Origin of the sequence: Pseudomonas sp. B21-051 (assembly GCF_024748795.1) — a bacterium.
Lineage (GTDB): Bacteria > Pseudomonadota > Gammaproteobacteria > Pseudomonadales > Pseudomonadaceae > Aquipseudomonas > Aquipseudomonas putida_A.
Window position 1 is genome coordinate 165,300 of sequence record NZ_CP087166.1, and the last position, 25,705, is coordinate 191,004.

Here is a 25,705-nt window from a genome sequence, read left to right on the forward strand (position 1 = left end):
TTGGCTAGATTCTTTCGCTATTAACTTTATGCCAAACTATTGACCTTCTGGGTGCCATCCTAAACAATCGCCCCACTAATGTCACATTGATATTTCCGCGGCGACCTGTCCCTCAGCGTGTGATCCAGTTCCTATTTTGAACTTTCCGACATACGGTCATTCCGGTTGCCAATCATCCGACGCAGCAGCACGTTTTGCTGTGATTCAAGACAAGAAGTCCTGGGAAATCTTTACCATGCGTTTGCACTTGTTCAAGGCTCTACCGTTCGCCCTCGCCGCCTCTTTCGTCCAAGCACAATCCTTACCAGAAGCCATGCAACAGGCACTGGATGTCCATCCGGAAATCCAGGCGGGGGTCAACAGTCGTTTGGCCGCGGATTATCAGTTAAAGGCAGCCAAAGGTGGATACCTGCCTAAGGTCGATCTGCTGGGCGGTTATGGTCGTGAGAGCACTGACAGCGTGACCACCCGCGCCAACGGTGGTGGCAACCACTGGGAAACGTTGAACCGCAGCGAGTCAAGTTTACGTCTCTCGCAAATGGTTTTTGACGGTTTTGCGACGTCCAGCGAAGTCGGGCGTCAACAAGCCACCGTCAACTCGCGCGCCTACTCGCTGCTCGGCACTTCCGAGCGCACCGCGCTGACCGTTGCCCAGGTGTACCTGGACGTGCTCACCCGCCGCGAATTCGTGCGTCTGGCCGAAGAGAACCTCAAGAGTCACCAACGCATTTACGATCAGATCCAGTTGCGTACTCAGCGCGGCGTTGGTAGCGGCGCTGACCTCGATCAGGCCGAAGCGCGGATGGCCCAGGCCCGCAACAACCTGATCACCGAACAGACCAACCTCGCCGACTCCGAGACCAACTTCCTCAGTGCCGTCGGCCAGATGCCTGACCAGCTGGAGCGCCCGGCGCCGTTCATGGCGATGATGCCGGCCAACCTCAATGAAGCCCGTACGCAGATGCTGGAAAACAGCCCGATCCTGCGCTCGGCCGAGTCCGATATCGCTGCGGCCGAGAAGCAGTACGAAACCGCCAAGTCGACGTTCTACCCACGTTTCGACGCCGAGCTGGGTCGCACCGCCGACAACGATCTCGACGGTCAGAACGGCCACAACAACGAATGGCAGGCCATGCTGCGCATGCGCTTCAACCTGTATTCGGGCGGCAGCAACAAGGCTGACCTGGAATCCAAGTCGTACCTGTCGAACCAGGCGCTGGACATCCGCAACAACGCCCTGCGTCAATTGAACGAAGAACTGGGTCTGGCCTGGAACGCCCTGAACAACGCCAATGCGCAGGTGCCGATCGCTCAGCAGTACGTTGATCACAGCACCGCCGTACGTACCGCCTACCAGCGTCAGTTCAGCCTCGGCGAGCGCACCCTGCTCGATTTGCTCGACAGCGAAAACGAGTTGTTCACCGCTTCGCGCCGTTTGGCCGAGATCAAGAACATTCAGTTATTTACTCAGTATCGAATCAAGGCGACCATGGGCGAGTTGCTCAAGAGCCAGGGAGTGGTCGCACCATTGGCATCCGTCGTGCAGAACGATGTGAAGCCGAAGGTCCAACTGCCGGGTATGAATTGAGCAGAACCTTCATTGTTCAATTGTTAGCCAAGAGTGCCGAGCGTGGAATCAGAAGTCAGTCGAGTTCAACTCATTCATGATCCGCGCGCGATGCACGACGATCCGTTACTGGATGGTCTGCTCGCTCTATGCATGTTGCACCAGAAGCCGGCCAGTGCCGCGATGCTCACCACTGGCCTGCCGCTGCCCAAACAACGCCTGAGTGTCGAGTTGCTGCCCCGCGCAGCGGCTCGCGCCGGGCTGCAGGGCCGGGTGTTGCAACGCAAGCTGGAAGAAATTCCGGCGATTGCCATGCCGGCGCTGTTGCTGCTCAAGGATGGCCGCAGCGCTGTCCTGCTCGGCTGGCAAGGTGAAGACGAAGCGCGGGTGCTGCTCAGTGAAAGCGACGGCGGCGAATCGGTGGTCAGTCGCGAACTGCTGGCCGACGACTACACCGGCAAAGTGTTCTTCGCCCAGCCGCAGCACAAATTCGACGTCAACCACGGCACGCTGATCCCGCGTGCGCGCTCGTGGTTTCGTGACACCCTCAAGCGTTCGCGCTGGTTGTATGCCGATGCGATCGCCGCCAGTTTCCTGATCAACATCATCGCCATGGCCGCGCCGCTGTTCGTGATGAACGTCTACGACCGCGTGGTGCCGAACCAGGCCGAAGCGACCCTGTGGGTGCTGGCGCTGGGCATCACCGGTGCCTACATCTTCGACCTGATCCTCAAAAGCCTGCGCAGCCTGTGCCTGGATCTGGCCGGCAAGAAAACCGACCTGATCATCTCCGCGACGCTGTTCGAGCGCATCGTCGGCATGGCCATGAAGTACCGCCCGGCGCGGGTCGGCAGCTTCGCGCAGAACATCCATGAGTTTCAGAGCCTGCGCGACTTCCTCGCCTCGTTGACCCTGACCAGTCTGATCGACCTGCCGTTCACCATCCTGATCTTCATCGTCATCGCGATTCTCGGCGGGCATCTGGTGTGGATTCCGGTGCTGGCGTTCCCGATTGCGCTGTTGATCGGCTACGCGTTGCAGAAGCCGCTGGTAGCGACCATGGAACGCACCATGGCCCTCGGCGCCGAGCGGCAGTCGAGCCTGATCGAAACCCTCGCCGGCCTCGATGCGGTCAAGGTCAACAACGCCGAAAGCGAACGCCAGTATCAGTGGGAACAGACCATCGGCACCCTCAGCCGCCTCGAACTGCGGGTGAAAATGCTCTCCGGTCTGGCGATGAACATCACCTTGCTGATCCAGCAACTGGCCGGGGTGATCATGATCGTCTTCGGCGTGTACCAGATCATCGCCGGCAACCTGAGCATGGGCGGCCTGATTGCCTGCTACATGCTCAGCGGCCGTGCGCTCAGCCCGCTGGCGTCGCTGTCCGGTCTGTTGACCCGCTACCAGCAGGCACGGGTAACCATGACTTCTGTCGACCAGATGATGGAGCTGCCGCAGGAACGCAATTTCGAAGAGCGGCCACTGAGCCGCAAGGTGTTGCAGGGCGCGATCGAGTGCCGTCAGCTGAACTTCACCTACCCGGAACAGCAGAACCCGGCGCTGAAGAACATCAATCTGGTGATCCGTCCCGGCGAGAAGATCGGCATCATCGGCCGCAGCGGTTCCGGTAAAAGCTCACTGGCGAAACTGCTGGTCGGCCTGTACCAACCGGATGACGGCGCGCTGCTGGTAGATGGCGTCGACATCCGCCAGATCGACGTCAGCGAGCTGCGCTACAACATCGGCTACGTGCCGCAGGACATCCAGCTGCTGGCCGGCACCCTGCGTGACAACCTGGTCTCCGGCGCGCGCTATGTCGAAGACGAGCTGGTGCTGCAAGCCGCAGAACTCGCGGGCGTGCACGAATTCGCCCGTCTGCATCCGCAAGGCTATGAGCTGCAAGTCGGCGAGCGTGGACAGAACCTGTCCGGCGGTCAGCGGCAGAACGTTGCACTGGCGCGGGCGCTGCTGCTCAACCCGCCGATCCTGCTGCTCGACGAACCGACCAGCGCCATGGACAACACCGGCGAAGAACGCCTCAAGCAGCGTCTGGCTGCCGTCGTTGAAAACAAGACCGTGGTGCTGGTGACGCACCGGGCCTCGCTGCTGTCGCTGGTCGACCGCCTGCTGGTGGTCGACCGTGGACAGATTCTTGCCGATGGCCCGAAAGCCGCCGTGATGGAAGCGTTGAAGAAGGGGCAGATCAGTGTTGCTTAAGTCGGGTGTCAAAGAGTCGATCCGTCGCTACTTCAAGGGTTCTGCCTCGCTGCAGGGCCAGCCGCTGCCGGAGGTCAACAAGGCGCTGATCGAGGACGCCCCGCGCGTCGTGCGCCTGACCATCTGGGCAATCATCGGCTTCTTCCTGTTCTTGCTGCTGTGGGCCAACTTCGCCGTTATCGACGAGGTGACCAAGGGCGACGGCAAGGCGATTCCGTCGTCGAAGATCCAGAAAATCCAGAACCTTGAGGGCGGGATTGTCTCGGAAATGTTCGTCAAGGAAGGCCAGATCGTCGAGGCCGGCGCACCGTTGATTCGCCTGGACGACACGCGGTTTGCTTCCAACGTCGGCGAAACCGAGGCCGACCGGCTGTCGATGCTGCTGCGCGTCGAGCGTCTGAGCGCCGAGGTCGATGACCGTCCGCTGAATTTCCCTGAAGACGTGCTCAAAGCCGTGCCGGGCCAGGCGAAAAGCGAAGAATCGTTGTACATCAGTCGTCGTCAGCAACTGCACGACGAGATCGGCGGTTTGCAGGAGCAGTTGATCCAGCGTCAGCAAGAGCTGCGCGAGTTCAGCTCCAAGCAGGCGCAGTATCGCCAGCAACTGGGATTGCAGCGCCAGGAAATCAACATGTCCGAGCCGCTGGTGGCGCAAGGCGCCGTATCGCCGGTGGAAGTGCTGCGGCTCAAGCGTGCCGAAGTCGAAACACGTGGTCAGCTCGACGCCACCACGTTGGCTATCCCGCGCGCCGAATCGGCCATCAAGGAAGTACAACGCAAGATTGACGAGACGCGCGGCAAATTCCGCAGCGATGCGCTGACCCAGCTCAACGAAGCCCGCACCGACCTGAACAAGGCCCAGGCCACCGGCAAGGCGCTGGAAGACCGGGTCAGCCGGACGCTGGTCACCTCACCGGTACGCGGGATCGTCAACAAGTTGCTGGTCAACACCATCGGTGGCGTGATCCAGCCGGGCAGCGACATGGTGGAAATCGTGCCACTGGACGACACCTTGCTGGTCGAAGCCAAGATCCGTCCGCAGGACATTGCGTTCCTGCACCCGGGGCAGGAAGCGATCGTCAAATTCACCGCGTACGACTACACCATTTATGGCGGGCTCAAAGCCAAACTGGAGCAGATCGGTGCCGACACCATCACCGACGAAGACAAGAAAACCACCTACTACATCATCAAGGTGCGCACCGAGCGCAGCCACCTGGGCACTGATGAAAAGCCGCTGCTGATCATTCCGGGGATGGTGGCGTCGGTGGATATCATCACCGGCAAGAAGTCGGTGCTGAGCTATCTGCTCAAACCGATCATTCGGGCGCGGGCCGAGGCGTTGCACGAGCGTTAGATTTGCAGCGCGGCTGATGGCCTATTCGCGAGCAGGCTCGCTCCCACATTGGATCTTTGTTAAGCACTCATTTTGTGTTCACCAACGAACCCCTGTGGGAGCGAGCCTGCTCGCGAAGGCGTCAGCGGGAATAACACACTCCTGTCAGTAAGTGACACAAACCGTCACTCACCATCCAGTCCATTCCTCACCATCTGCCATATCGTTATTCATTAACGGTATTTAATTTCCAGTTCTTATAGCTTTAAAGTCATCCACCTGCGTACCTGCCGACCAATCGGCGCGCCGCACGACCTGAACCAACACGCAATCCAGCGTGAGTGTCTGATCGACGTGCGCGCCTGTGAGCGCGCCGTGCGTGGGAGATTGAAAGATGTCCGCAGCTACTGCCACCCCAAGCGCCGCGACTGCCGCGCCGCAAACCTTTGAAATTCGTCCGTTCAGCGGTGCCGTCGGTGCCGAGATCATCGGCCTGGACCTGACCCGGCCGGTCAACGATCAGGACTTCGCGCGCATTCATCGTGCGCACCTGGATCACCACGTGGTGGTGTTCCGCGACCAGCGCATCACCCCGCAACAGCAGATCGATTTCAGCCGCCGCTTCGGCGTGTTGCAGATTCACGTACTCAAGCAGTTCCTGCTGGCCAATCACCCGGAAATCCTCATCGTTTCCAACATCGTCGAGAACGGCCAGAACATCGGTCTGGGCGACGCCGGCAAGTTCTGGCACTCCGACCTTTCCTATAAAGAGCTGCCGAGTCTCGGCTCGATGCTGCATGCCCAGGAGTTGCCGTCCGAGGGCGGCGACACGCTGTTCGCCGACATGCACAAAGCCTGGGACAACCTGCCCGAGGCACTGCGCAAAGCCGTGGAAGGCCGCTCTGCCGCGCATTCCTACACCGCGCGCTACAGCGAAACCAAATTCGAAGGCAACTGGCGTCCGACCCTGACCCCGGAACAACTGGCGCAGGTCGCCGAAGTGGTGCATCCGATCGTCCGCACCCACCCGGAAAACGGCCGCAAGGCATTGTTCGTCAGCGAAGGCTTCACCACCCGCATCGTCGGTCTGCCGGAGGACGAGAGCAAACAACTGCTCGCCGAGCTCTACGCCCACAGCGTGCTGCCGCAAAACATTTACCGCCACCAGTGGCAGCCCCACGACATGGTGTTCTGGGACAACCGTTCGCTGATCCACCTCGCCGCCGGCTGCCCAGCGCACCTGCGCCGCAAGCTGTATCGCACGACCATTCAGGGCGATGCGCCTTTCTGATTTGCCGGAGATTCGATCATGTCCAAACGTCTTCCATTTGCACCGCTGGCGGCGGCCATCGGCCTGGGTTTCAGCCTGCTTGCCGGCAGCCTGGTGGCGCCAACCGTGGCCCACGCCGAAGGTGAAATCCGCATCGCCGAACAGTTCGGGGTCGTCTATTTATTGCTCAACGTGGTGCGCGATCAGGGCCTGATCGAGAAGTACGGCAAGCAGCAAGGCCTCGACATCAAGGTCGACTGGACGCAGCTCTCGGGCGGCGCGGCGGTCAACGATGCGCTGTTGTCCGGCTCTATCGACATCGCCGGCGCCGGCGTCGGCCCATTGCTGACCATCTGGGATCGCACCCACGGCAAGCAGAACGTCAAGGCAGTCGCCTCGCTTGGCAACTTCCCGTACTACCTGGTGAGCAACAATCCCAAGGTCAAAACCATTGCCGATTTCACCGAGAAGGACCGCATTGCGGTGCCGGCGGTGGGCGTGTCGGTGCAGTCGCGCTTCCTCCAATACGCCGCGGCCAAGCAGTGGGGTGACAAGGAATTCAATCGCCTCGACAAGTACACCATCGCCGTGCCGCACCCGGATGCGACCGCTGCGCTGATTGCCGGCGGCACCGAGCTGACCGGGCATTTCTCCAACCCGCCGTTTCAGGATCAGGCGCTGCAGAACCCGAACGTGCACGTGGTGCTCAACTCCTACGACATCCTCGGGCCGAACTCGCCAACCGTGCTGTTCGCCACCGAGAAATTCCGCAACGAGAACCCGAAAACCTACAAAGCCTTCGTCGAGGCGCTGTCCGAAGCCGCGCAATTTGCGCAGAACGATAAGGGCGCGGCGGCGGACACCTACATCCGCGTGACCAAGGCAAAAATTGACCGCGCCGAGCTGCTGAAAATCATCGACAACCCGCAATTCGAATTCAGCGTCACACCGAAAAATACCTATCCACTGGCCGAATTCCTCTACCGCGTCGGTGCGATCAAGAACAAACCGGAATCGTGGAAGGACTACTTCTTCCAGGACGCCAAACCGCTGCAGGGGAGCTGATCGAGATGAATGCCCCTTTGCAAGGCCACGCGGCCAGCAACCCGGTCGCCAGTACACAAGCGCTGCTGGCGGTGGATAACGTCAGCCTCGAATACCGCACCCCGCAACGGGTGGTGCGCGCCACCCATCAGGTCAGCTTCGAAATCGATCCGGCGGACCGCTTTGTGCTGCTCGGCCCGTCCGGCTGCGGCAAGTCGACTTTGCTCAAAGCGGCTGCAGGGTTCATAGCGCCGAGTGAAGGCGAGATTCGCCTGCAGGGTCAGCGGGTCGATGGACCAGGTCCGGATCGGATCGTGGTGTTCCAGGAATTCGATCAACTGCCGCCGTGGAAAACCGTCAAACAGAACGTGATGTTCCCGCTGCTGGCCTCGCGAACCTTGAACAAAAAAGACGCCGAAGAACGTGCACTGCACTACCTGGAAAAAGTCGGTCTGGCAGCATTCGCCGACGCCTATCCCCACACCTTGTCCGGCGGCATGAAGGCGCGGGTGGCGATTGCCCGGGCGCTGGCGATGCAGCCGAAAATCCTTCTGATGGACGAGCCATTCGCCGCGCTGGACGCGTTGACCCGGCGCAAGATGCAGGAAGAATTGCTGCTGCTCTGGGAAGAGGTGCGCTTCACCTTGCTGTTCGTCACCCACTCGATTGAAGAGGCGCTGGTGGTCGGCAACCGCATCCTGCTGCTGTCGCCACATCCGGGGCGGGTACGCGCCGAAGTGCACAGCCATCAATACGATCTGCAAAGCCTCGGCGGCGTGGCTTTCCAGGAATCGGCGCGGCGCATTCACCGTTTGCTGTTCGATGAAGGCCAGTCGCCGGAAGCCGAGCGTGACCATGACTTCAACGACATTCGCATCGCTTATTGAGCGTTCTGGAGGATTGCCCGATGAGCCAACCATCGTCTCTACGACAAGAGTTTGAAACCGTTCTTGAACCACTGACCAGCGTGCCGCTTGAGCGCGAACTGCCGCTGGGCCAACGCCTGTGGCAACAGGGCTGGTTGCGTAAGAGTGTGATCCTGATTCTGCTGGCGATCGTCTGGGAAGTGATCGCCCGGGTGCAGAACAACGACCTGCTGCTGCCAGGTTTTCTGCAGACCAGTCATGCGCTGTACGACGGTCTGCTCAGTGGTGAGTTGCTGGGCAAGGTGTGGATATCGCTGGTGGTGCTGATCAAGGGTTACCTGATCGGCATCGTGCTGGCATTCGCCCTGACCACGCTGGCGGTGTCGACCCAGTTTGGTCGCGATCTGCTGAGCACCCTGACCTCAATGTTCAATCCGCTGCCGGCAATTGCCTTGCTGCCGCTGGCCTTGCTCTGGTTCGGGCTGGGGCAGAACAGCCTGATTTTCGTGCTGGTGCATTCGGTGCTGTGGGCGCTGGCGTTGAACACCTACGCCGGTTTTCTCGGTGTCTCGGAAACCCTGCGCATGGCCGGGCGTAACTATGGGCTGAAGGGCATGCGTTTTGTGCTGTTCATCCTGATCCCGGCAGCGCTGCCGTCGATCCTCGCCGGGCTGAAAATCGGCTGGGCGTTTGCCTGGCGCACGCTGATCGCCGCCGAACTGGTGTTCGGCGCTACCAGCGGCAAGGGCGGGTTGGGCTGGTACATCTTCCAGAATCGCAACGAGCTGTACACCGACAAGGTGTTTGCCGGGTTGGCGGTGGTGATCCTGATCGGGTTGCTGGTGGAGAATCTGGTGTTCGACACGCTGGAGCGGGTGACCGTAAAGCGTTGGGGTATGCAGCGCTGATGTGTATTGCCCATCGCTGGCAAGCCAGCGATGGGGTCCTTACAGCCGCCGCCAACTTGAGGGATGTTTGCTAGCATTGCACCCAGATCAATCCAGATCAGCCAAGAGTGCTCAGCATGCAACTCCCGGACATGAACCTTCTGGTCGCCCTCGACGCTCTGCTCGACGAGGGCAGTGTGGTTGGCGCCGCCCGGCGGATGAACCTCAGCCCCGCCGCCATGAGCCGCACCCTGACGCGCATTCGCGAGGCGATCGGCGATCCGATCCTGGTACGCGCTGGCCGTGGCCTGGTGCCAACCCCCAAAGCCCTCGAATTGCGCGAGCAGGTGCGCGATGTGGTCGAGCAGGCGGCGTTGCTGTTTCGCTCCGCCGACAGCGTGGAGCTCGGCACCCTGCGCCGGCGCTTCAGCATCCGCGCCAATGACTTTTTCATCGGCGTGTACGGCGGCAAGCTGTTCGACACCCTTGACCAGCAGGCGCCGCACTGCGAATTGCGCTTCGTCCCCGAGGGCGATGGCGACGATGAGGCGTTGCGCGAAGGGCGGATTGATCTGAGTGTCAGCAACACCCGTCCGGTGACCCCGGAAGTCAAAGTGCAGAACCTGTTTTCCACGCATTTCGTCGGCCTGGTGCGTGAGGATCATCCACTGCTCGACGGCGAAATCACTGCCGAGCGCTATGCCGGTTACTCGCATATCAGCATGTCGCGCCGTGGTATTGCCCGTGGCCCTATTGATACCGCGTTGAATGCCTTGGGCCTGGAGCGGCGGGTGGCGGTGATTGCGCCAAGCTTCCACGCGGCGATGTTTGCCTTGCCGGATTCCGACCTGATCCTGCCGGTGCCCAAGGAAGCATTGCTCAGTGTGCGGCGGCTGGGCCTGAAGCTGCGCTCGTTCAATCTGCCGATCCCGTTGCCGACGCTGATGCTGACCCAGGCCTGGCATCCGCGCTTCGACAAGGACCCGGCACACCGCTGGCTGCGCGAAACGCTGAAGAACTGTTGCGATGAGACGTGGCTGGCCGCGCAGCCCTGAAGGGCAAAAGATCGCAGCCTTCGGCAGCTCCTACAGGGGAACGTATTGCTCTGTAGGCGCTGCCGAAGTCTGCGATCTTTTGCTTTAGACAGTTGTGTCTGACGCACTTATAACCTGCCAATAAGTCAATTTTCGTCAGCAGTAAGCCTTACTAAAATGCTCCGGTATTTTTCTTCCGGAGTATGTATCCATGACATCCCTGACGGCCCCGGCGCCCATCGCTGCGGCCAGTCCGGCGACGGCGGCTGCGCCAGCGGTGTTCGGCGTGCGGATCATCACCGGCCTGGTTGGCGTGCTGCTGGCGGTGCTGGTCTCGGGTCTCAACGAAATGGTGACCAAAGTCGCACTGGCCGACATTCGGGGCGCGCTGAACATCGGTTATGACGAAGGCACCTGGCTGGTGTCCTGCTACGCCGCGACCTCGGTGGCGGCGATGGCTTTCGCGCCGTGGTGCTCGGTGACCTTTTCGCTGCGCCGTTTCACCCTCTGCGCGATCAGCCTGTTCACGCTGCTCGGCGTGTTGTGCCCGTTCGCCCCGAATTACGAAAGCCTGCTGCTGATGCGCACCCTGCAAGGGCTGGCCGGCGGGGCGTTGCCGCCGATGCTGATGACTGTCGCCCTGCGTTTCCTACCGGCCAATTTCAAACTCTACGGCCTGGCTGGTTACGCCCTGACGGCGACTTTCGGCCCCGGCCTCGGCACGCCGCTGGCCGGGCTGTGGAGCGAGTATGTCGGCTGGCAATGGACGTTCTGGCAAATCATCGTGCCGTGCCTGATCGCCATGGCGATGGTCGCTTGGGGCATTCCGCAGGATCCGTTGCGCCTCGAACGTCTAAAAACATTCAACTGGAAAGGCCTGCTGCTGGGCTTCCCGGCGATCTGCATGCTGGTGATCGGCTTGCTCCAGGGCAACCGGCTGGACTGGTTCGAGTCGAGCCTGATCTGCGGTTTGCTCGGCGCCGGTTCGCTGTTGCTGGTGGCGTTTCTGATCAATGAGTGGTCGCAGCCGATTCCGTTTTTCAAGCTGCAGATGCTCGGCATTCGCAATCTGTCGTTCGCACTGATGACCCTCGCCGGGGTGCTGGTGGTGTTGCAGGCGGTGGTGCTGATTCCGTCGAGCTATCTGGCGCAGGTCCAGGGTTATCGTCCGGTGCAGACCGCACCGATCATGCTGATCGCCGCATTGCCGCAATTGATCGCGCTGCCGCTGGTGGCGGCGCTGTGCAACCTGCGCTGGGTCGATTGCCGCTGGGTGCTGGGCATCGGTTTGAGCATGTTGACCCTGTCCTGCCTGGGCGGCTCGCTGCTGACCTCGGAGTGGATCCGCGACAATTTCTACGTCCTGCAATGGCTGCAGATTTTCGGTCAGCCGATGTCGGTGTTGCCGCTGTTGATGCTCTCGACCGGCAGCATCCAGCCGCAGGACGGGCCGTTCGCCTCCGCGTGGTTCAACACGGTGAAAGGCCTGGCGGCGGTGATCGCCACCGGAGTCATTGAGGCGCTGACCACCGCGCGCCTGCATTTCCACTCGACCATGTTGATCGACAACCTCGGTAATTCACCGTTGGCCGATCGCAGCGATCCGGGCCTCGCCCATCGTCTGCACGAACAGGCCGTGGTGCTGACTTCCTCTGATCTCTATGTGTGCATGGCCGGCGTCGCGGTGACGCTGATCCTGCTGATTTTCTGGCTGCCGACGCGGATCTTTCCGCCCCGTGCACCGACCTGATTGCTTCACTGATACCGAAGGTTTTTATGACGACTCAAGCAAAGCAAAAACTCGCGGTGGCTGTGGCGGCCGCACTGGCTGTTGGCATGTTGCTGTACCTGGCGGTGCCGGGGCTGTTCGGCAAACGCACCCAGCAAAATACCAACGACGCGTTCGTTTCCGCCGACTTCACCTTGGTGGTGCCGCGCGTGGCCGGGTTCATCAAGGAAGTGCTGGTGGAGGACAACCAGCAAGTGAAGGCCGGGCAACTGCTGGCGTTGATCGATGATCGCGATTTGCGCGCCGCCGCTGAAGCGGCCGATGCGCAAACCTTGGTCGCCCGGGCTCAGCTGCAAAACGCCAAGGCGACGCTGGAGCGGCAGACGTCGGTGATCGCTCAGGCGCAGGCTTCGGTGGTCTCGGCCAAGGCAGAAATGGCCTTCGCCCAGCAGGAACTCAATCGCTACAACCACCTCGCTGGCGTCGGTGCCGGCACGGTGCAGAATGCGCAACAGGCGCGTACGCGCATTGACCAGGCGAGCGCCCGGCTCGACACCGTCAGCGCGAAACTCGCGGCCGAGCGCAAGCAGGTGGAAATTCTCACGGCGCAGCGCGATGCCGCCGAAGGCAATCTGAAGCATGCGCAAGCGGCGCTGGAAATCGCCAGTTTCGAGCTGTCCTATACGCGCATCACCGCACCGCAGGACGGCATGATCGGCGAGCGCGCGGTGCGTGTCGGTGCCTACGTGACGCCGGGCAGCAAGCTGTTGGCGGTGGTGCCGTTGCAGCAGGCATATGTGGTTGCCAACTTCCAGGAAACCCAACTTACCGACGTGCAGCCGGGGCAGCACGTGCAGGTGCGCGTCGACAGCCTCGGCGGCGAGGCCTTGAGCGGTCGCGTTGAAAGTATCGCCCCGGCCACCGGCGTGACCTTCGCCGCAGTGAAACCGGATAACGCCACGGGTAACTTCACCAAGGTCGTGCAGCGGATTCCGGTGAAGATCCAGCTTGAGCCGGGTCAGCCGTTGGCCGAGCGTTTGCGGGTGGGCATGTCGGTGGAGGCGAGTATCGATACCCGCCGTTCGGCGTCGGCGGAGCGCGAGGTGACTCAGCGATGATTCTGGGGAAAAACCTGTGGCGAGGGAGCTTGCTCCCGCTGGGTTGCGAAGCGACCGCAAAAATCGCGAGCGCTGCGCACTCGAGCGGGACGGTGCGACGATTCGACAAGCTCCCTCGCCACAAAAGTCTGTTTCAGTCACTTGTTATGGTGAGCTTATTTGGCCTCAGCGCCTGCACCGTCGGCCCGGACTTCCACAAGCCCGAAGCCAAACAGATCGCCGACTGGGCCAAGCCCGCCAAGTCCGCCCCCAGCCAAGCCGTCAGCGAACCGCTGAACGAACGCTGGTGGGAGGTTTTCCACGACCCGCAACTCTCAGCCCTGACCCAGCGGGCGATGAACAGCAACCTCGATCTGCAACTGGCCAGCAGCCGCTTGCAACAAAGCCGTGCCGCGCGCCAGGTAATCACCGCGGATCGTTACCCGAACACCGCCGCTAACGGCAGCTACGCGCGTAAGCGCAACAGTGGCGAAGGCCTGAATGACCCGTCCGGGCACAACGGCGATTCCGCCTTCAATCTGTGGGACGCCGGTTTCTCCGCCTCCTGGGAACTGGATTTCTGGGGCCGTGTGCGCCGTGAAACCGAAGCCGCCGATGCCAACCTCGAAGTCGCCGAAAACGACCGTCGCGGTGTGCTTCTGGCGGTGCTCGCCGACACCGCACAGAACTACATCCAACTGCGCGGCGTGCAGAACACCCGCGCGGTCACCGAGCAGAACCTCGACGTCGCCCGGCACAGCCTCAAACTCTCGCAACTGCGCCTGAGCGATGGTGTGGCAACCGATCTCGACGTCGCCGAAGCCGCCGCGCAGGTTTCCGCCATCGAATCGCGCCTGCCGGCCCTTGAGCAGCGTCAGTCGCAATTGATCAACGCGATAAGCCTGTTGATGGGCGAAGCGCCGCAGGCCCTGGCCAAGGAGTTATCCACAGACGGTGCGGTGCCGCAGTCACCGCTGCAAGTCGCCATCGGCCTGCCGTCGCAGCTGGCTGAACGCCGTCCGGACATCCGGCAGGCCGAGGCGCGCCTGCATGCCGCCACCGCCAACATCGGCGTGGCCAAGGGCGATTTCTATCCGCGCATCACCCTGTCCGGCAACCTCGGATCGCAAGCGATGCAACTGAGCGATTTCGGTTCCTGGGGCTCGCGCGCGTTCGGTATCGGCCCGCAATTCAGCCTGCCGCTGTTCGACGGCGGACGCCTGCGCGGCATGCTGCAACTGCGTGAAGCCCAGCAACAGGAAGCGGCCATCGCCTACCAGCAGACCGTGCTGCGCGCCTGGCATGAAATCGACGACCAGTTGACGGCCTACAACGCCAGCCAACGCCGCCGCGACAGCCTCGCCGAAGCCGTACGCCAGAACCAGATCGCCCTGCGCACCGCACAGCAGCAGTACGTCGAAGGCGTGGTCGATTTCGTCAACGTCCTCACCGTGCAAGGCGCGTTGCTGGCGACTCAGGAGCAGTGGGTGGAAAGCTCGACCGGCGTTTCGCTGGCGATGGTCGGGTTATACCGGGCATTGGGCGGGGGCTGGGAGTCGGTATATCCGGCGGGGGAGATAGCGCAGGGAACCCAATCGATGCATTCGCTTTGATCGGAGGTGCCGGGAACTCCAGCGTTTCGCCCCCTCCGGTTGCACTAGATGATCGAGTCGATATCGAGCGTATGTGGCGCACCGATCGTATGACCGTAAAGTGAGGTCAGCAGTGCATCGTTGCTGGGGTTGTCCGGGGCCTGCGCGAGTTGTTCTTGCTTGAGGTTTTCCGGGTGCGTTCGCCAGCGTTGCAGGCTTTCGGCGAGCAGTTCCGGCTGTTCGCCGAGCAGGCCATAAACGTCCGTTGCGCTGACCCGTTTATGCCGCAAGGCGCTCAGGCGCGCATGGGTGGTCTCGATGCGGCTGACTTCGTGGCTGATCGCCTCGATCGTGCGCTCCTGGGTGCGCACGTAGGCCGCTGGCCGGGCCAGCAGGTCCTGGCGGGCGGCGCGCAATTGCCGGGTAATGCGCACCAGCGCTTGCTCGACCCATTCAAACTCGCTGTCAGTGACCCGCGTGCGATTCGCCTCATGCGCCTGTTGCCAACGGCGCAAGGCGGCCCAGCACGCCGGGACATAGCCGCCGACCATCGAGTGATGCCCGGCATTGAAGATCTGCCGCAACAATCCCGGACGATCCGGCAGGCCGTTTTGCTGTTGCAACGCGAGGGTGCACGCCGCGTGCTGGGTGATGGTGTCGCAGCCCGGCTCCCACAGGATCGAAGAGGTCTGCTGGCGCCCGAACTCCACCGGCATGGCGTGATGCAAGGTGCCATGATGGTCGTAGGCTTCCCCCGTCCAGTTTGTAATGCCCGCGACGAACACCGACAGCCCGACCGGCACGTTGGTAAACATCAACGCCGCGCCGGTTCCGTAGACCCCTGCCTTAGTATTCATCCAGCTGCCCGGTACGCTGGGCACCGGATCGTTGTGGTTGACCATGCGGTAATGCACCAGCGGGGCGGCGGCTTGGGTGAAGACGGTGTCGCCGGCGCGGGGGGCGCCGTAGGTATAGAGTTGGATGTTGTAGCCTTCAGGATTGCGCCTAAGCATTTCCGAAAGCAGCAAAGTGATTGCCCCACCCAAGCTATGTCCACAGATCAGTAGTTTTTGACCTGCGTAGAATCGGTCCAGATAGCTCGCTACAAAAGCTTCTGCTTTTTTTGCTGCGTCATAAAACCCCCGATGAACCTGGCCCTCTCCTTCCTCGAATGGTACTTGCAGAGCGTCAGCATCTCGTAATCCGTCAGGAATAATCTCAAAGGTGCCACGTACGGCGATCAGAATCAGTTCGTCATTGTGAGAGATGAAGGCTTGGGTGTCGGTCGCTTCTTTTCCGAGGTGCCTGTCGTCGAGAAAGTGGACCTTCTCGGGGTGCTCCTGATCCTCACCAAGGGCTGGATCATTAACCTCATACAGCGTCGGATCGAACGGCACGATTTCCAGCCTTCTCGAATACGCCACGTCTTCATACAAAGGGTAATAGGCATTCTTTTGCGCGGTGTCGACGCGCCACAGCTCATCGGACTTGGCCAAGGCATCGGCGAACCAGTTGCCCACACTGGGTTGATCCGGGAAGACAACCCGGGGTTCCTTGATCGGAGCGGCGGCGGGTTTCTGGCCAAAAGGGCAGTAACTCAGGGTGGCCATCAATGCCAGTTGATACAGGTTGAGTGCGCAGAACTCAGGCGCCGTCGACAGCATCGGGCGCAAGGCCCGCAACGCACGAACTTCCAGCACCGTGTGCTTGCGCGAGGCCAGGGCGACGCCGACTTCGGCGTGCTTGCCCATGATCGCGGCCAGGCCGCTGTCGGCGGGGTAGTGGCGATAGACCTCGGGGGGCAGATGAGCGACATGCCGGACCAGGTGGCGTACCTCGACCTGTATGTATGCGTCGCCGTTCGGTATGGGTTGTTCGCGGTTACGGGTGGCGCCGGAATTGCGGTATCGGGTTTGCTCGGCGCGAACCTGGAGTTCGGTGATTTTCAGGGGATAGTGGGGTCTGTTGATCAAACTTTTATAGGGCTCATCAGATCCTTCGTAGGTGTGATCGAATGAAAGTGCAATGGGGCCGGCACAGCAATTGGTCACCCGACCGCAACCTTTGGCATCCAGGTATCCGTTGAAAGTCTGCCCCTCTGAATCAATCGCATCGTAGGCGAGCCCTGCGTAGGCTTCTGTCAGTCCGTGTTCATCAACTAGCTGAAAACTGCACCAGTTCCCTTGTGTGGGGCAATTGAGCATCCTGTTGTTCAATGGTGATTGCAGTTCTTTTTCCAATGACGTCATGTGGAACACTCCTTATTCCGTGCAGCCGGGATAGATGGTGCAGATGCGGCCATCGACCATCTGGAAGGTGCTGAAATCGGTGTAATTACCATTGCAGTAAGCACGCTGGTCTTCAAAGCCTTTGCCCATGCAGCGCTTCCAGCCGTTAGGTACCTTGACCCAGGTGTCTCCCCAACCAGGCCTTTCTTCCGCCGCCAAATCGATCTTCATCCGCACGGTTTTTCCCGGCAGTTGATCGAGGGTGTACGCGGCAAAAGGGCGACCTCGACTGAGTACGCCAAGCTCATCGTTTTTTTTTGCAGTCGAGGAGTTTTCGCAGGATGCGTGGCTTGCCCGAGGTGCGGAATAGCCACTGACACTGACCGTAAAAGCGGCTTTCACCGGTTTCGTCGAATGTGCCTTTGTACTTTTCTTCAAGCTCTCCGCGTATGGCCACGGCGGCATAGTCTGAAGCGAAGTCCCCTCGATCTTTGCCATACGCGAAGTAGAGCTCCAGATCGATTTTGCGGATCACCAACGGGCAACCGCGCACGGTTCTGCGAATGGCTATTTCAGAAACGGCGACATAGTTCTCACGCCACTTCAGGTTGTACCCCACGGCGGTATTGCGGCCGTCCGGAACAGTGCAGGTTTCACCTGCGTCGGGTTCGTATTTGGCGATAGCTTGATAAACAAACCCCGGTGGCAAATCAGCCGTGAAGGTGAAGCTGTTGGGCGGACTGCTCTTGCAGCCAGCCATAAGAGCGAAGCAACCACCCAGCATCGCCATGCATCGCAAGCGAGGCCTGCTGAGGTAGCTGTGCAATCCCTTTTCAAATGACGTCATGTGGAACACTCCTTATTCCGTGCAGCCGGGATAGATGGTGCAGATGCGGCCATCGACCATCTGGAAGGTGCTGAAATCGGTGTAATTGCCGTTGCAGTAAGCACGCTGGTCTTCAAAGCCTTTGCCCATGCAGCGCTTCCAGCCGTTGGGTACCTTGACCCAGGTGTCTCCCCAACCAGGCCTTTCTTCCGCCGCCAAATCGATCTTCATCCGCACGGTTTTTCCCGGCAGTTGATCGAGGGTGTAAGCGGCAAAAGGGCGACCTCGTGCGAGCACGCCTAGCTCATCGGTTTTTTTGCAGTCGAGGAGTTTTCGCAGGATGCGTGGCTTACCAATGGTGCGAAATAGCCATTGGCATTGGCCATAGGAAGTACTTTCGCCAGAGCTATCAAAAACACCCTTGTACTTCGCCTCCAAATTATCGCGAAGGGCAATGACGGCACTGTCACCACTGGAGTCTCTTCGACTGTTGCCATACGCAGCCCTGATCTCAATATCAATCCTCCAAATCACCAACGGGCACCCTTTGACCGTCCGATGGATCGCAATTTCTGAAACCGGCTCGTAGTGTTCGCGCCACTTCAGGTTGTAGCCAACCGCGGTATTTCGCCCGTCCGGAACGCTGCAGGTTTCTCCTTTTGCGGGTACGTATTTGGCGATCGCTTCATAAGCAAAACCCGGCGGCAAATCAGCCGTGAAGGTGAAGCTGTCAGGCGGACTCGCCACACAACCCGGCAACAATCCCATGCAGCCCACCCACCCGGCATATCGAAAAAATCGTTTCACTGCGTTGCCTCTCCAGCCATCGTTTTCACCCAGTGGCTCACCCGTTCGAAATGCTCCTGCGGCGTTTCCCCCGGGCGCACTTGCCACTGCGCATCAAAGCCGTTGGCAGTCGCTCGCAAGCTGTGAATCAGCAGAAACTCCAGCTGCAGCGGGGTCTGCCAACCCCACTCATCCGCTTGCGCCAAGCGTTCGCGCAGCCAGGTTTGCGGTGGCTGTGTACGGGCGAGGTCGGCGTAGGCCTGTTCGTGTTCGGCCAGCAGATAGCGATGAGCGTTAAGCAAGTGAATCTCGCGGGTCTGCTCCGCAGGCACGGGTGTTTGCAGCCATGGTGGAGACTCTGGCAGTGGATAAAGGCCAGGCGCCGGGTTGTCGCAGCTTTCCCATTGCGTGCCCTGCCAGTAACACACGCTGAGCGCGGGGCCGAGGTAGGCCGCAATATCTTCGGTCGGCAGATACGCCAGTGTCCGGCTGAGCACGCGGTTATCGTGAAAGCGGTAAAGCGCCTGATGTGGGCGTTCGCCGATAATCAGCCGTTGCTGCCAGTGTTCGACCCACGCGGACAGGGAAGTTTGCGGCAGGCTGAACAGCCATCCCCAGTTGCTCTCCGGATTGGCGAGCAACGGCGCGATGCGCTTGTCGTCGTACCGCTCCAGGGCGAAGACAAACGGCCCGTTGTCGGCCAGTTCGGCGGCGGGTGTGTCTTTGTAGAGGATGCGGTAGTGCTCGAAGTCGCTGGTTTGCAGCAGCGTCTGCCGGGTTTCCCGTTGTGCCGGCTGTGAGTCCAACAGCAGGTACAGGCCGTGCCCTGAAGCGAATTGACCGCTCATCCAGCGGCGCGCAAATGCGTCGTTCATGCGACGTTCTCCCGTGGCAGGCAGACGCCATCGCGGCAGGCTTCACACAGTGGGCAGAATGTCGCGCCCATGGCGTTGCTGGCCGCCAGCAGCGCGAGTTGCGTGGACGCCAGCGCGGGTGGCAATGGAGATGGGGCCGCCAAGTCGTCGACGCCGTCGGGCATCGCGGCCCGCGCCGACGCAACCGCCTTGGGATTGCCGCCGAGCTGGATGGCACTGCTGCTGAAAATGCCACCGTGACCGATCACCAGATGCTCGCCACCGACCGTGAGGCTGATGCTGTTGCCGGCGTTGAGTACCAGATGATCGCCGGCGTTGAGGTGGATTTGCCGACCGGCCTCGATCGCCTGCAGTTGATCGACCCGGCTATGGCTGTCACCGCTGACGTGCAAGTAGTCGCTGGCAAACAGCCGGGTTTTGCGGTCGCCGTGCACGGTGCGCTGGTCTTCGGCCTGCAGCACGCTGATGCTGTGGCCCTTGATGTTTTCGTGGCGCTGGTTGCCGACGTCCAGGCGACTGTCGTTTCCAATCTTGTGTTCGAGGTCGCGCTGGGCGCGCAAGTAAATCAGTTCGCGACCGGCGCGGTCTTCCACGTGCAATTCGTTGAAGCCGCCATTGTCTGGTGAACTGCGTGAGCGAAACACGCTACGGGTCTTGTGTTCCGGCAGTTCATAGGGGGCCGGGTTGGCGCTGTTGATCAGGCAGCCGCTGACCACCGGGTGATCGGGGTCGCCCTCGAGAAAACTGACCAGCACCTCCATGCCGACCCGGGGCAGCGTCACGCTGCCGTGGGCGCTGCCGGCCCAGTTCGAGGCCAGCCGCAGCCAGCAACTGCTGTGGTCGTCGTGGATGCCTTCGCGATCCCAGTAGAACTGGACTTTGACCCGACCGAACGCATCGCAATGGATCTCTTCGTTGACGGGACCGGTCACCACGGCGGTCTGGCTGCCGAAGATTCGTGGCTTCACGAAAGATGGCGGTGGGCGGTAGATCACCTCCCATGGCGTGGCGACGAAGTCGTTCCGGTAACCTTCTACGAAGCCGTCGTCAGCGGCGCCGGCCACCCCGCCCAGCGTTTCCTCCAGCACGGCGGGCTGTTTGCCGCGGTGGTTCACCTCGGTCAGCAGCCACAACCGATTGTTGTCCTCGCAGGGATGCTCGCTGATCGACAGGAAATGACCCGACATCAGGTTTGGCTGATCGCTGTGGCCGCGAGCCTGCAAGTAGTCAGCGCGATGACTTTCGAGGGCGCGGTGGGTCAGTTGCTTGCCTCGCGCGCCGTCGGTGAAGAGCCCCGGATAGCGATAATCCTCAAGCGCCGGCCCTGCCGCGTCGCGATCGGACCGTTGGGCTGCCTCCAGCAGAAAGCGGGTCTTGCGAAAGTCATGATCGCGGCGCGTGGTCGCCGTGGGGCGGGTTTCTACTCGTACCTGCCATTGTTGGATCGCAGGCGTTTCGGCCACCATGCCGCTGTCCTGGCGATAGGGTGTGGGACGCTCCAGACGAGGAAAAACCGTCTGATTGTCGCCCAGCACCAACAGGTGTTTTTCCCGGCTGTGCTGGAAGTGGTAGTGAATGCCTTCTTCCTGACACAGGCGCTGGATGAAATGCAGATCGGATTCCGACTGGACGCAGTATTCGCGCGGCGGATAGTCGGCGCCGAGATGAAACTGGTGCAGGTCACGTTGAATGCCGTTGTCCGCGAGAATCCGGGTAATGATCTGTGGCACGCTCATCTGCTGGAAAATTCGCTGGTTGAAACGGTGTTGCAGATACGAAAGGCGTGGAACCAGTGTCAGGCTGTAGCGAGTCAGGCGTTTGCCGCTATCACCCCGGGCAACGCGATTGACTACACCGTGGATGCCATGACCTTCGAGGTTGAACGCCAGGAACGCCTGCTGGTGCATGAAGCTTTCCAGGCGCAGGTTCGCTCGTTCGCTGACCAACTCGATTTCGAACGTGTAGGGCTGGCTGATGGATTCGTGGCCGGTGAAGGAGAGGACCTGCAGGTCGTGTTTAACGTCGGTGAGCGAAAGGCTGAAGCGGGCACGGGTGGTCGACATCCTTTATTCCTTGTCCTGTGACGGGGCACAGGCTCTCGGACGTCGATGCAACGCTTGCGCGCAGACCTTCCATGGTCTTGCGCGCAACAAACGTCTCGGAGCCGGTTTTGTGCAACGCTAACAAGGCCGCCGAAGAAATGATGTCAGACGCTTCCCAAATTGCAGTTACACATAAACGGGGCGTGGAACGCGGTCAGTAGATGTTCGCGAAACCTGCTCTCTGCCGAGCGGGTTGCCGGATGTCGTGAAACCGTACGGCGGCATCGACGGCTCTACGGTGGCTGACCTAAAGTGACTGACAGGTTCGGCTCCATCCGTTCGCGATATTCCGGCACAGCAAGAGGATGCAATGGCGGCACACAGAGAAACGCCGGTTGGCGACACGCAGGATCCGCGCGCGGTCCCGGGTGCATGGTTGGTTGCCTTGCGTCTGCTTCGCTGGGCCAGAGAGCACTGGCTGTTACCGATCATGCTGCTCGCGGCGGCGGTGCGTTTTTTCGACCTGACGGCGGCGGCGATCTGGTTCGACGAAGGCTCCAGCGTCCTGCTGAGCCAGTTTCCACTGGCCGAGATCTGGGGGCTAGCGGCCCACGACGTGCACCCACCGCTGTATTTCCTGCTGCTGCACGGCTGGATTGGGCTGTTCGGTGACGGCATCCTGTCCATTCGCTTGATGAGTGCGCTGCCGGGGATCATTACCGTCGGTCTCGGTGTGTGGCTGGTGGATCTGCTCGCCACCCGTCGCGCTGCGTTGCTGGCCGGGCTGTTGCTGGCGTTGTTGCCCACGGCCGTGCGCTACAGCCAGGAAGTGCGCATGTATTCGCTGCTCGGCATGTGGCTGATCGGCGCGACGATCGCGCTGGTCTACTGGGTGCGCCAGCCGCGGCGGCATCGCTATCTGGTGGCCTATGCGCTGCTGATGACGGCAGCGTTCTACACCCACTACTTCACCGTTCTGTGCGTGATCAGCCACTGGCTGTATCTGACAGCGGTGCGCGTGCAGCCGGGGTATCGGCTGCGGCATATTCAGCGTCCGGCCTGGTGGCTGGCCAACGTGAGCATCGCGTTGCTGTACATGCCGTGGGTGTCCAACCTGCTTGATCTGCTGCAGCACATCCCGGAACTCAAGGCCAGCAATGACATAGGCTGGGAAGATCCGGTGACCCTCAGCTCATTGCCGTCGATGGTCTGGTCGATGCTGATCCAGGACGACGGCATGACCTTGCCGGGGTGGCTGTTTTTGCTTTTGCCATTGGGGCTGGTAGCCGTGATTGCTGTTGCCCTGCATCGTGATCGCAGCGTATTTCGCGGCAGCTTGTTGTTGCTGTGCTACAGCGTGATGCCGATTCTGCTGGTGTTTGGTGTGTCGTTCATCTCGCCGGTGTTCATCGAGCGATATTTGACGGCCTATGCGTTGGGGTTGCCGATGCTGGTGGCGCTGGCGGTCGATCGGCTGTACACAGGCTCTCGCGTTCTGGCGCTGGCGATTCTGGTGCTGTTCGTTGGGGTCGAGCTGGTGGGTGTGAAGAACAACGCCACGGTCGACAGCAATGATCAGTTCAGCGTGCTGGTCGACTACGTCAACCGGCACTTCACCGAGGGTGACCGGATCGTCACCAGCGACATGATGTGGTACCTCAGTTACATCTACTACAACCGCACTGACGCGCAGATCCGTCTGTACACGCCACCAGCGGCGGATGGGCGCTCCACGCGTCCCAATGCCTACGGATTTGGCACTTTGGTCGGCGCAGAGGTTTTCCTCGATCAGCTTGGCGACGTGTCCAAGGGCAGCACGCGGATGTGGTTGATCGGCACGCTGGATGAACCCGATGAGTTTGCGGCGTTGCCTGAAGGCTGGCAGCGGCAGAGCGATGTCCATGCAGGCGGCGCATTTGCACGTTTGTACGTGAGGGAGCCGAGCGCCGATAAACCGGGCGGGTGATCGCAGGCTCAGGATTTGCCCGACAAATCCGCCATCCCCTTGAGCAATTCGATCGGCAACGGAAAGACGATCGTCGAGCTCTTGTCGCCGGCAATCGAACTCAAGGTCTGCATGTAGCGCAACTGCATGGCGCCGGGCTGGCGGCCGAGCATTTCGGCGGCTTGCATGAGCTTTTCCGAAGCCTGCAGTTCGCCTTCGGCGTGAATCACCTTGGCCCGGCGTTCGCGTTCGGCTTCGGCCTGTTTGGCAATTGCACGCACCATCGATTCATTGAGATCAACGTGCTTGATCTCGACGTTGGCGACCTTGATGCCCCAGGCATCGGTCTGGGCGTCGAGCACCTGCTGGATGTCGATGTTCAACTGCTCGCGTTCGGCCAGCAGTTCATCCAGCTCATGTTTGCCGAGCACCGCGCGCAGGGTGGTCTGCGCCAGTTGGCTGGTGGCCGAGAGAAAATCTTCGACCTGAATGATCGCCTTCTGCGGGTCGAGCACGCGGAAGTACAGCACCGCGTTGACCTTCACCGAGACGTTGTCGCGGGTGATCACATCCTGTGGCGGTACGTCGAGGACCACGGTGCGCAGGTCGACCCGGACCATTTGCTGCACCACCGGAATCAGCAGGATCAGCCCCGGGCCCTTGACCTGCCAGAAGCGTCCGAGCTGGAACACTACGCCGCGCTCGTACTCACGCAGAATGCGGAAGGTCGACCCGGCGAGGGCGATCACCAACAGCAGCAGTGCAACAAAACCGATTTGCAGAACCATGATCACTCTCCGTGTCGCACCGCGTCAGTCGCGGCGACTTTCAGCAATAAGCCATTTCGCCCGACCACGCGCACCGATTGACCGGCGTGCAGCGGTGTCGCGCTGTGCACTTGCCAGTGTTCACCCTGCAATTGCACCCAGCCGCTGTGGGCGTTTTGCGCTTGCACGGTGGTCACCGCCGTCACGCTGCCGACCAGCCCTGCATCGCCGCTGACGGCGTGGCGCGGGCGGGTTTTCAAGGCGCGGACGATCAATGCGATCAGCAGCAGGGCGCTGAGCAGGCCGAGGCCAATGATCATCGGCACCGGCAACTCGGCGTTGCCCAGAATCAGCGCGCCGATGACGAACATGATGATCCCGCCGAGGCCGATCACCCCGTAGTTGGGCAGCGCGGCTTCGGCAATCAGAAAGGCAATGCCGAGGGTGATCAGCCACAGGCCGACCGGATTGACCGCCGTCGGCAGGACATCAGCCGCGAGGGCTGAGCCGCTGGTCAGCAGTATCAGGAAAAACGTGCAACATCGGCTGTTCACGTGACCCTCCGGGAGAGTCATGGGGGTGTTTCCTTAAGTCTAGTTGAGCCTGACGCCGGATGAATTTTGATCAATAAGCGGATGTGTCCAATGAGCGGATTTCCCTTCATCAGCAACTGGCCGAACTAGACTCAGCAGAACAGGCACAACGTTCAGCGGGACACCGAGGTGCAGCATGCGTATGGCAAAAAAAGTGCAGAGCAGCCTGAACCGGGCGCATTGCGAATATGACATCGTGGCCCACCGCCACTCGGCCAGCAGCCTGGAAACCGCGCGGGTTTCCGGGGTGCCCGCCGAGCGCGTGGCCAAGTCGGTGATTCTCGACGACCACCACGGGCATTACCTGATGGCCGTGCTGCCGGCCAGTCGGCATCTGGACTTGAGTAAAGTGCGCATTCGCGGCGAATGGCAGATCACCCGGGAGAGCAATCTGGCGCATATCTTCGATGACTGCGAACGCGGCGCGGTGCCGCCGCTCGGTGATTCCTACGGCCTGGACATGGTCATCGACCCGCTGCTGACCCGGCAGAAAGACATCTACCTGGAAGCCGGCAACCACAACTACCTGCTGCACATGAGCATGCCCGAGTTTCTGAAAATGGTGCCGCATGCCGAGGTGCGGGAGTTGAGTCATTAGGTTCTGTAGCGCTTTCGCGGACGCCTTCGCGAGCAAGCTCGCTCCCACAGGTTGATCGCGTACCCCTGTGGGAGCGAGCCTGCTCGCGAATGATCTCCCACCCACCGCATTTTTGAAGGAGTCTTCCATGGAGCAGCCAACCCACAGCTTGCCATCCCTCTTCGAGCAGCTCGGCCTGAGTAGCGACCCGGTGAGCATTGACCAATTCATCGCCACCCATTCCCCGCTCAAACCCGAACTGCACTTGGCGGACGCGTTTTTCTGGAGCAAGAGCCAGGCGGATTTTTTGCGGGATGAGATTCTTGATGATGCGGATTGGGCGGAGGTGGTGGATCAGTTGAATGTGTTGTTGCGCAAGGGGCGGGTTTTGTAGGACTGAAGTAAAACCTTATTACAGAATGTC

The 25,705-nt window shown here is 60.9% G+C and carries 20 protein-coding genes and 1 pseudogene; 14 read left to right on the plus strand and 7 right to left on the minus strand.

Features of this window, described 5'->3' with window-relative positions; translation table 11 throughout:
- The first annotated feature begins 235 nt into the window (after window positions 1-235).
- The 11 genes from LOY52_RS00725 (at window position 236) to LOY52_RS00775 (ending at window position 14,663) form a co-directional block, all read left to right on the plus strand.
- Window positions 236-1,588, plus strand: a complete 1,353-nt coding sequence (locus LOY52_RS00725) for a TolC family outer membrane protein (RefSeq protein WP_258677719.1) — start codon at window positions 236-238, stop codon at window positions 1,586-1,588.
- A 42-nt stretch (window positions 1,589-1,630) separates the two neighbouring features.
- Window positions 1,631-3,787 (plus strand): type I secretion system permease/ATPase, encoded by a 2,157-nt coding sequence (locus LOY52_RS00730; RefSeq protein ID WP_258677721.1) that lies wholly within the window; start codon window positions 1,631-1,633, stop codon window positions 3,785-3,787.
- Entirely contained in the window at window positions 3,777-5,144 is a 1,368-nt protein-coding gene (locus tag LOY52_RS00735) for an HlyD family type I secretion periplasmic adaptor subunit (RefSeq protein WP_096796933.1), read from the plus strand. The genes LOY52_RS00730 and LOY52_RS00735 overlap by 11 nt, the downstream gene beginning before the upstream one ends.
- A 373-nt stretch (window positions 5,145-5,517) precedes the next feature.
- Window positions 5,518-6,414 carry a TauD/TfdA family dioxygenase gene (locus LOY52_RS00740; protein ID WP_097086774.1) on the plus strand — a complete coding sequence of 299 codons (897 nt, stop codon included), beginning with the start codon at window positions 5,518-5,520 and terminating at the stop codon, window positions 6,412-6,414.
- A gap of 18 nt (window positions 6,415-6,432) precedes the next feature.
- A complete protein-coding gene (locus LOY52_RS00745; protein WP_258677723.1) occupies window positions 6,433-7,458 on the plus strand; it encodes an ABC transporter substrate-binding protein in 1,026 nt (341 codons plus the stop codon).
- 5 nt (window positions 7,459-7,463) lie between these two features.
- Window positions 7,464-8,324 carry an ABC transporter ATP-binding protein gene (locus LOY52_RS00750; protein WP_258677726.1) on the plus strand — a complete coding sequence of 287 codons (861 nt, stop codon included), beginning with the start codon at window positions 7,464-7,466 and terminating at the stop codon, window positions 8,322-8,324.
- A 20-nt stretch (window positions 8,325-8,344) separates the two neighbouring features.
- Complete coding sequence (locus tag LOY52_RS00755) at window positions 8,345-9,211, plus strand: ABC transporter permease (protein ID WP_258677728.1); 867 nt, start codon at window positions 8,345-8,347, stop codon at window positions 9,209-9,211.
- 116 nt (window positions 9,212-9,327) lie between these two features.
- Complete coding sequence (locus LOY52_RS00760) at window positions 9,328-10,245, plus strand: LysR family transcriptional regulator (RefSeq protein WP_258677730.1); 918 nt, start codon at window positions 9,328-9,330, stop codon at window positions 10,243-10,245.
- A 190-nt stretch (window positions 10,246-10,435) separates the two neighbouring features.
- The gene (locus LOY52_RS00765) at window positions 10,436-11,974 is read left to right on the plus strand and encodes an MFS transporter (RefSeq protein ID WP_258677732.1); all 1,539 of its coding nucleotides are present in this window, start codon (window positions 10,436-10,438) and stop codon (window positions 11,972-11,974) included.
- 26 nt (window positions 11,975-12,000) lie between these two features.
- On the plus strand, window positions 12,001-13,071 hold the full coding sequence (locus tag LOY52_RS00770; RefSeq protein WP_258677733.1) for an HlyD family secretion protein: 1,071 nt from the start codon (window positions 12,001-12,003) through the stop codon (window positions 13,069-13,071).
- 146 nt (window positions 13,072-13,217) lie between these two features.
- On the plus strand, window positions 13,218-14,663 hold the full coding sequence (locus LOY52_RS00775) for an efflux transporter outer membrane subunit (protein ID WP_258677735.1): 1,446 nt from the start codon (window positions 13,218-13,220) through the stop codon (window positions 14,661-14,663).
- A gap of 44 nt (window positions 14,664-14,707) precedes the next feature.
- On the opposite strand, the gene LOY52_RS00780 is transcribed toward LOY52_RS00775, so the two are convergent.
- The 5 genes and pseudogenes from LOY52_RS00780 to LOY52_RS00800 all read right to left on the minus strand — a co-directional run bounded on the left by LOY52_RS00780 (window position 14,708) and on the right by LOY52_RS00800 (window position 21,420).
- Window positions 14,708-16,891, minus strand: coding sequence for a lipase family protein (locus LOY52_RS00780; RefSeq protein WP_258677737.1), 2,184 nt, complete (start codon window positions 16,889-16,891; stop codon window positions 14,708-14,710).
- 12 nt (window positions 16,892-16,903) lie between these two features.
- Window positions 16,904-17,660 (minus strand): annotated as a pseudogene (locus tag LOY52_RS00785) (hypothetical protein).
- Between the two features lie 69 nt (window positions 17,661-17,729).
- Entirely contained in the window at window positions 17,730-18,464 is a 735-nt protein-coding gene (locus LOY52_RS00790; protein ID WP_258677739.1) for a hypothetical protein, read from the minus strand.
- Between the two features lie 35 nt (window positions 18,465-18,499).
- Window positions 18,500-19,357: a DUF4123 domain-containing protein gene (locus tag LOY52_RS00795; protein WP_258677741.1), complete on the minus strand. Its 858-nt coding sequence runs from the start codon at window positions 19,355-19,357 to the stop codon at window positions 18,500-18,502.
- A complete protein-coding gene (locus LOY52_RS00800) occupies window positions 19,354-21,420 on the minus strand; it encodes a type VI secretion system tip protein VgrG (RefSeq protein ID WP_258677743.1) in 2,067 nt (688 codons plus the stop codon). Before LOY52_RS00800 ends, LOY52_RS00795 begins: the two co-directional genes overlap by 4 nt.
- A gap of 349 nt (window positions 21,421-21,769) precedes the next feature.
- On the opposite strand from LOY52_RS00800, the gene LOY52_RS00805 reads away from it, so the two are divergent.
- Window positions 21,770-23,365 carry a glycosyltransferase family 39 protein gene (locus LOY52_RS00805; protein ID WP_258677745.1) on the plus strand — a complete coding sequence of 532 codons (1,596 nt, stop codon included), beginning with the start codon at window positions 21,770-21,772 and terminating at the stop codon, window positions 23,363-23,365.
- 8 nt (window positions 23,366-23,373) lie between these two features.
- On the opposite strand, the gene LOY52_RS00810 is transcribed toward LOY52_RS00805, so the two are convergent.
- Together LOY52_RS00810 and LOY52_RS00815 are read right to left on the minus strand one after the other, a co-directional pair.
- The gene (locus tag LOY52_RS00810; protein WP_258677748.1) at window positions 23,374-24,132 is read right to left on the minus strand and encodes a slipin family protein; all 759 of its coding nucleotides are present in this window, start codon (window positions 24,130-24,132) and stop codon (window positions 23,374-23,376) included.
- Between the two features lie 2 nt (window positions 24,133-24,134).
- A complete protein-coding gene (locus LOY52_RS00815; RefSeq protein ID WP_258677750.1) occupies window positions 24,135-24,686 on the minus strand; it encodes an NfeD family protein in 552 nt (183 codons plus the stop codon).
- A gap of 154 nt (window positions 24,687-24,840) precedes the next feature.
- Here LOY52_RS00815 and LOY52_RS00820 point away from each other — a divergent pair, with 154 nt between their 5' ends.
- Both LOY52_RS00820 and LOY52_RS00825 read left to right on the plus strand, forming a co-directional pair.
- Window positions 24,841-25,302, plus strand: a complete 462-nt coding sequence (locus LOY52_RS00820) for an aminoacyl-tRNA deacylase (RefSeq protein ID WP_027611126.1) — start codon at window positions 24,841-24,843, stop codon at window positions 25,300-25,302.
- A 127-nt stretch (window positions 25,303-25,429) separates the two neighbouring features.
- A complete protein-coding gene (locus LOY52_RS00825; protein WP_115988491.1) occupies window positions 25,430-25,675 on the plus strand; it encodes a DUF2789 domain-containing protein in 246 nt (81 codons plus the stop codon).
- Window positions 25,676-25,705 lie beyond the last annotated feature (30 nt).

Excerpts from the sequence above, each read along its gene's own strand:
- LOY52_RS00725 (WP_258677719.1), top strand. The coding sequence starts at position 236 with ATGCGTTTGCACTTGTTCAAGGCTCTACCGTTCGCCCTCGCCGCCTCT.
- LOY52_RS00740 (WP_097086774.1), top strand. The coding sequence starts at position 5,518 with ATGTCCGCAGCTACTGCCACCCCAAGCGCCGCGACTGCCGCGCCGCAA.
- LOY52_RS00745 (WP_258677723.1), top strand. The coding sequence starts at position 6,433 with ATGTCCAAACGTCTTCCATTTGCACCGCTGGCGGCGGCCATCGGCCTG.
- LOY52_RS00750 (WP_258677726.1), top strand. The coding sequence starts at position 7,464 with ATGAATGCCCCTTTGCAAGGCCACGCGGCCAGCAACCCGGTCGCCAGT.
- LOY52_RS00755 (WP_258677728.1), top strand. The coding sequence starts at position 8,345 with ATGAGCCAACCATCGTCTCTACGACAAGAGTTTGAAACCGTTCTTGAA.
- LOY52_RS00760 (WP_258677730.1), top strand. The coding sequence starts at position 9,328 with ATGCAACTCCCGGACATGAACCTTCTGGTCGCCCTCGACGCTCTGCTC.
- LOY52_RS00765 (WP_258677732.1), top strand. The coding sequence starts at position 10,436 with ATGACATCCCTGACGGCCCCGGCGCCCATCGCTGCGGCCAGTCCGGCG.
- LOY52_RS00770 (WP_258677733.1), top strand. The coding sequence starts at position 12,001 with ATGACGACTCAAGCAAAGCAAAAACTCGCGGTGGCTGTGGCGGCCGCA.
- LOY52_RS00775 (WP_258677735.1), top strand. The coding sequence starts at position 13,218 with ATGGTGAGCTTATTTGGCCTCAGCGCCTGCACCGTCGGCCCGGACTTC.
- LOY52_RS00780 (WP_258677737.1), bottom strand. The coding sequence starts at position 16,891 with ATGACGTCATTGGAAAAAGAACTGCAATCACCATTGAACAACAGGATG.
- LOY52_RS00790 (WP_258677739.1), bottom strand. The coding sequence starts at position 18,464 with ATGGGATTGTTGCCGGGTTGTGTGGCGAGTCCGCCTGACAGCTTCACC.
- LOY52_RS00795 (WP_258677741.1), bottom strand. The coding sequence starts at position 19,357 with ATGAACGACGCATTTGCGCGCCGCTGGATGAGCGGTCAATTCGCTTCA.
- LOY52_RS00800 (WP_258677743.1), bottom strand. The coding sequence starts at position 21,420 with ATGTCGACCACCCGTGCCCGCTTCAGCCTTTCGCTCACCGACGTTAAA.
- LOY52_RS00805 (WP_258677745.1), top strand. The coding sequence starts at position 21,770 with ATGGCGGCACACAGAGAAACGCCGGTTGGCGACACGCAGGATCCGCGC.
- LOY52_RS00810 (WP_258677748.1), bottom strand. The coding sequence starts at position 24,132 with ATGGTTCTGCAAATCGGTTTTGTTGCACTGCTGCTGTTGGTGATCGCC.
- LOY52_RS00815 (WP_258677750.1), bottom strand. The coding sequence starts at position 24,686 with ATGACTCTCCCGGAGGGTCACGTGAACAGCCGATGTTGCACGTTTTTC.
- LOY52_RS00820 (WP_027611126.1), top strand. The coding sequence starts at position 24,841 with ATGCGTATGGCAAAAAAAGTGCAGAGCAGCCTGAACCGGGCGCATTGC.
- LOY52_RS00825 (WP_115988491.1), top strand. The coding sequence starts at position 25,430 with ATGGAGCAGCCAACCCACAGCTTGCCATCCCTCTTCGAGCAGCTCGGC.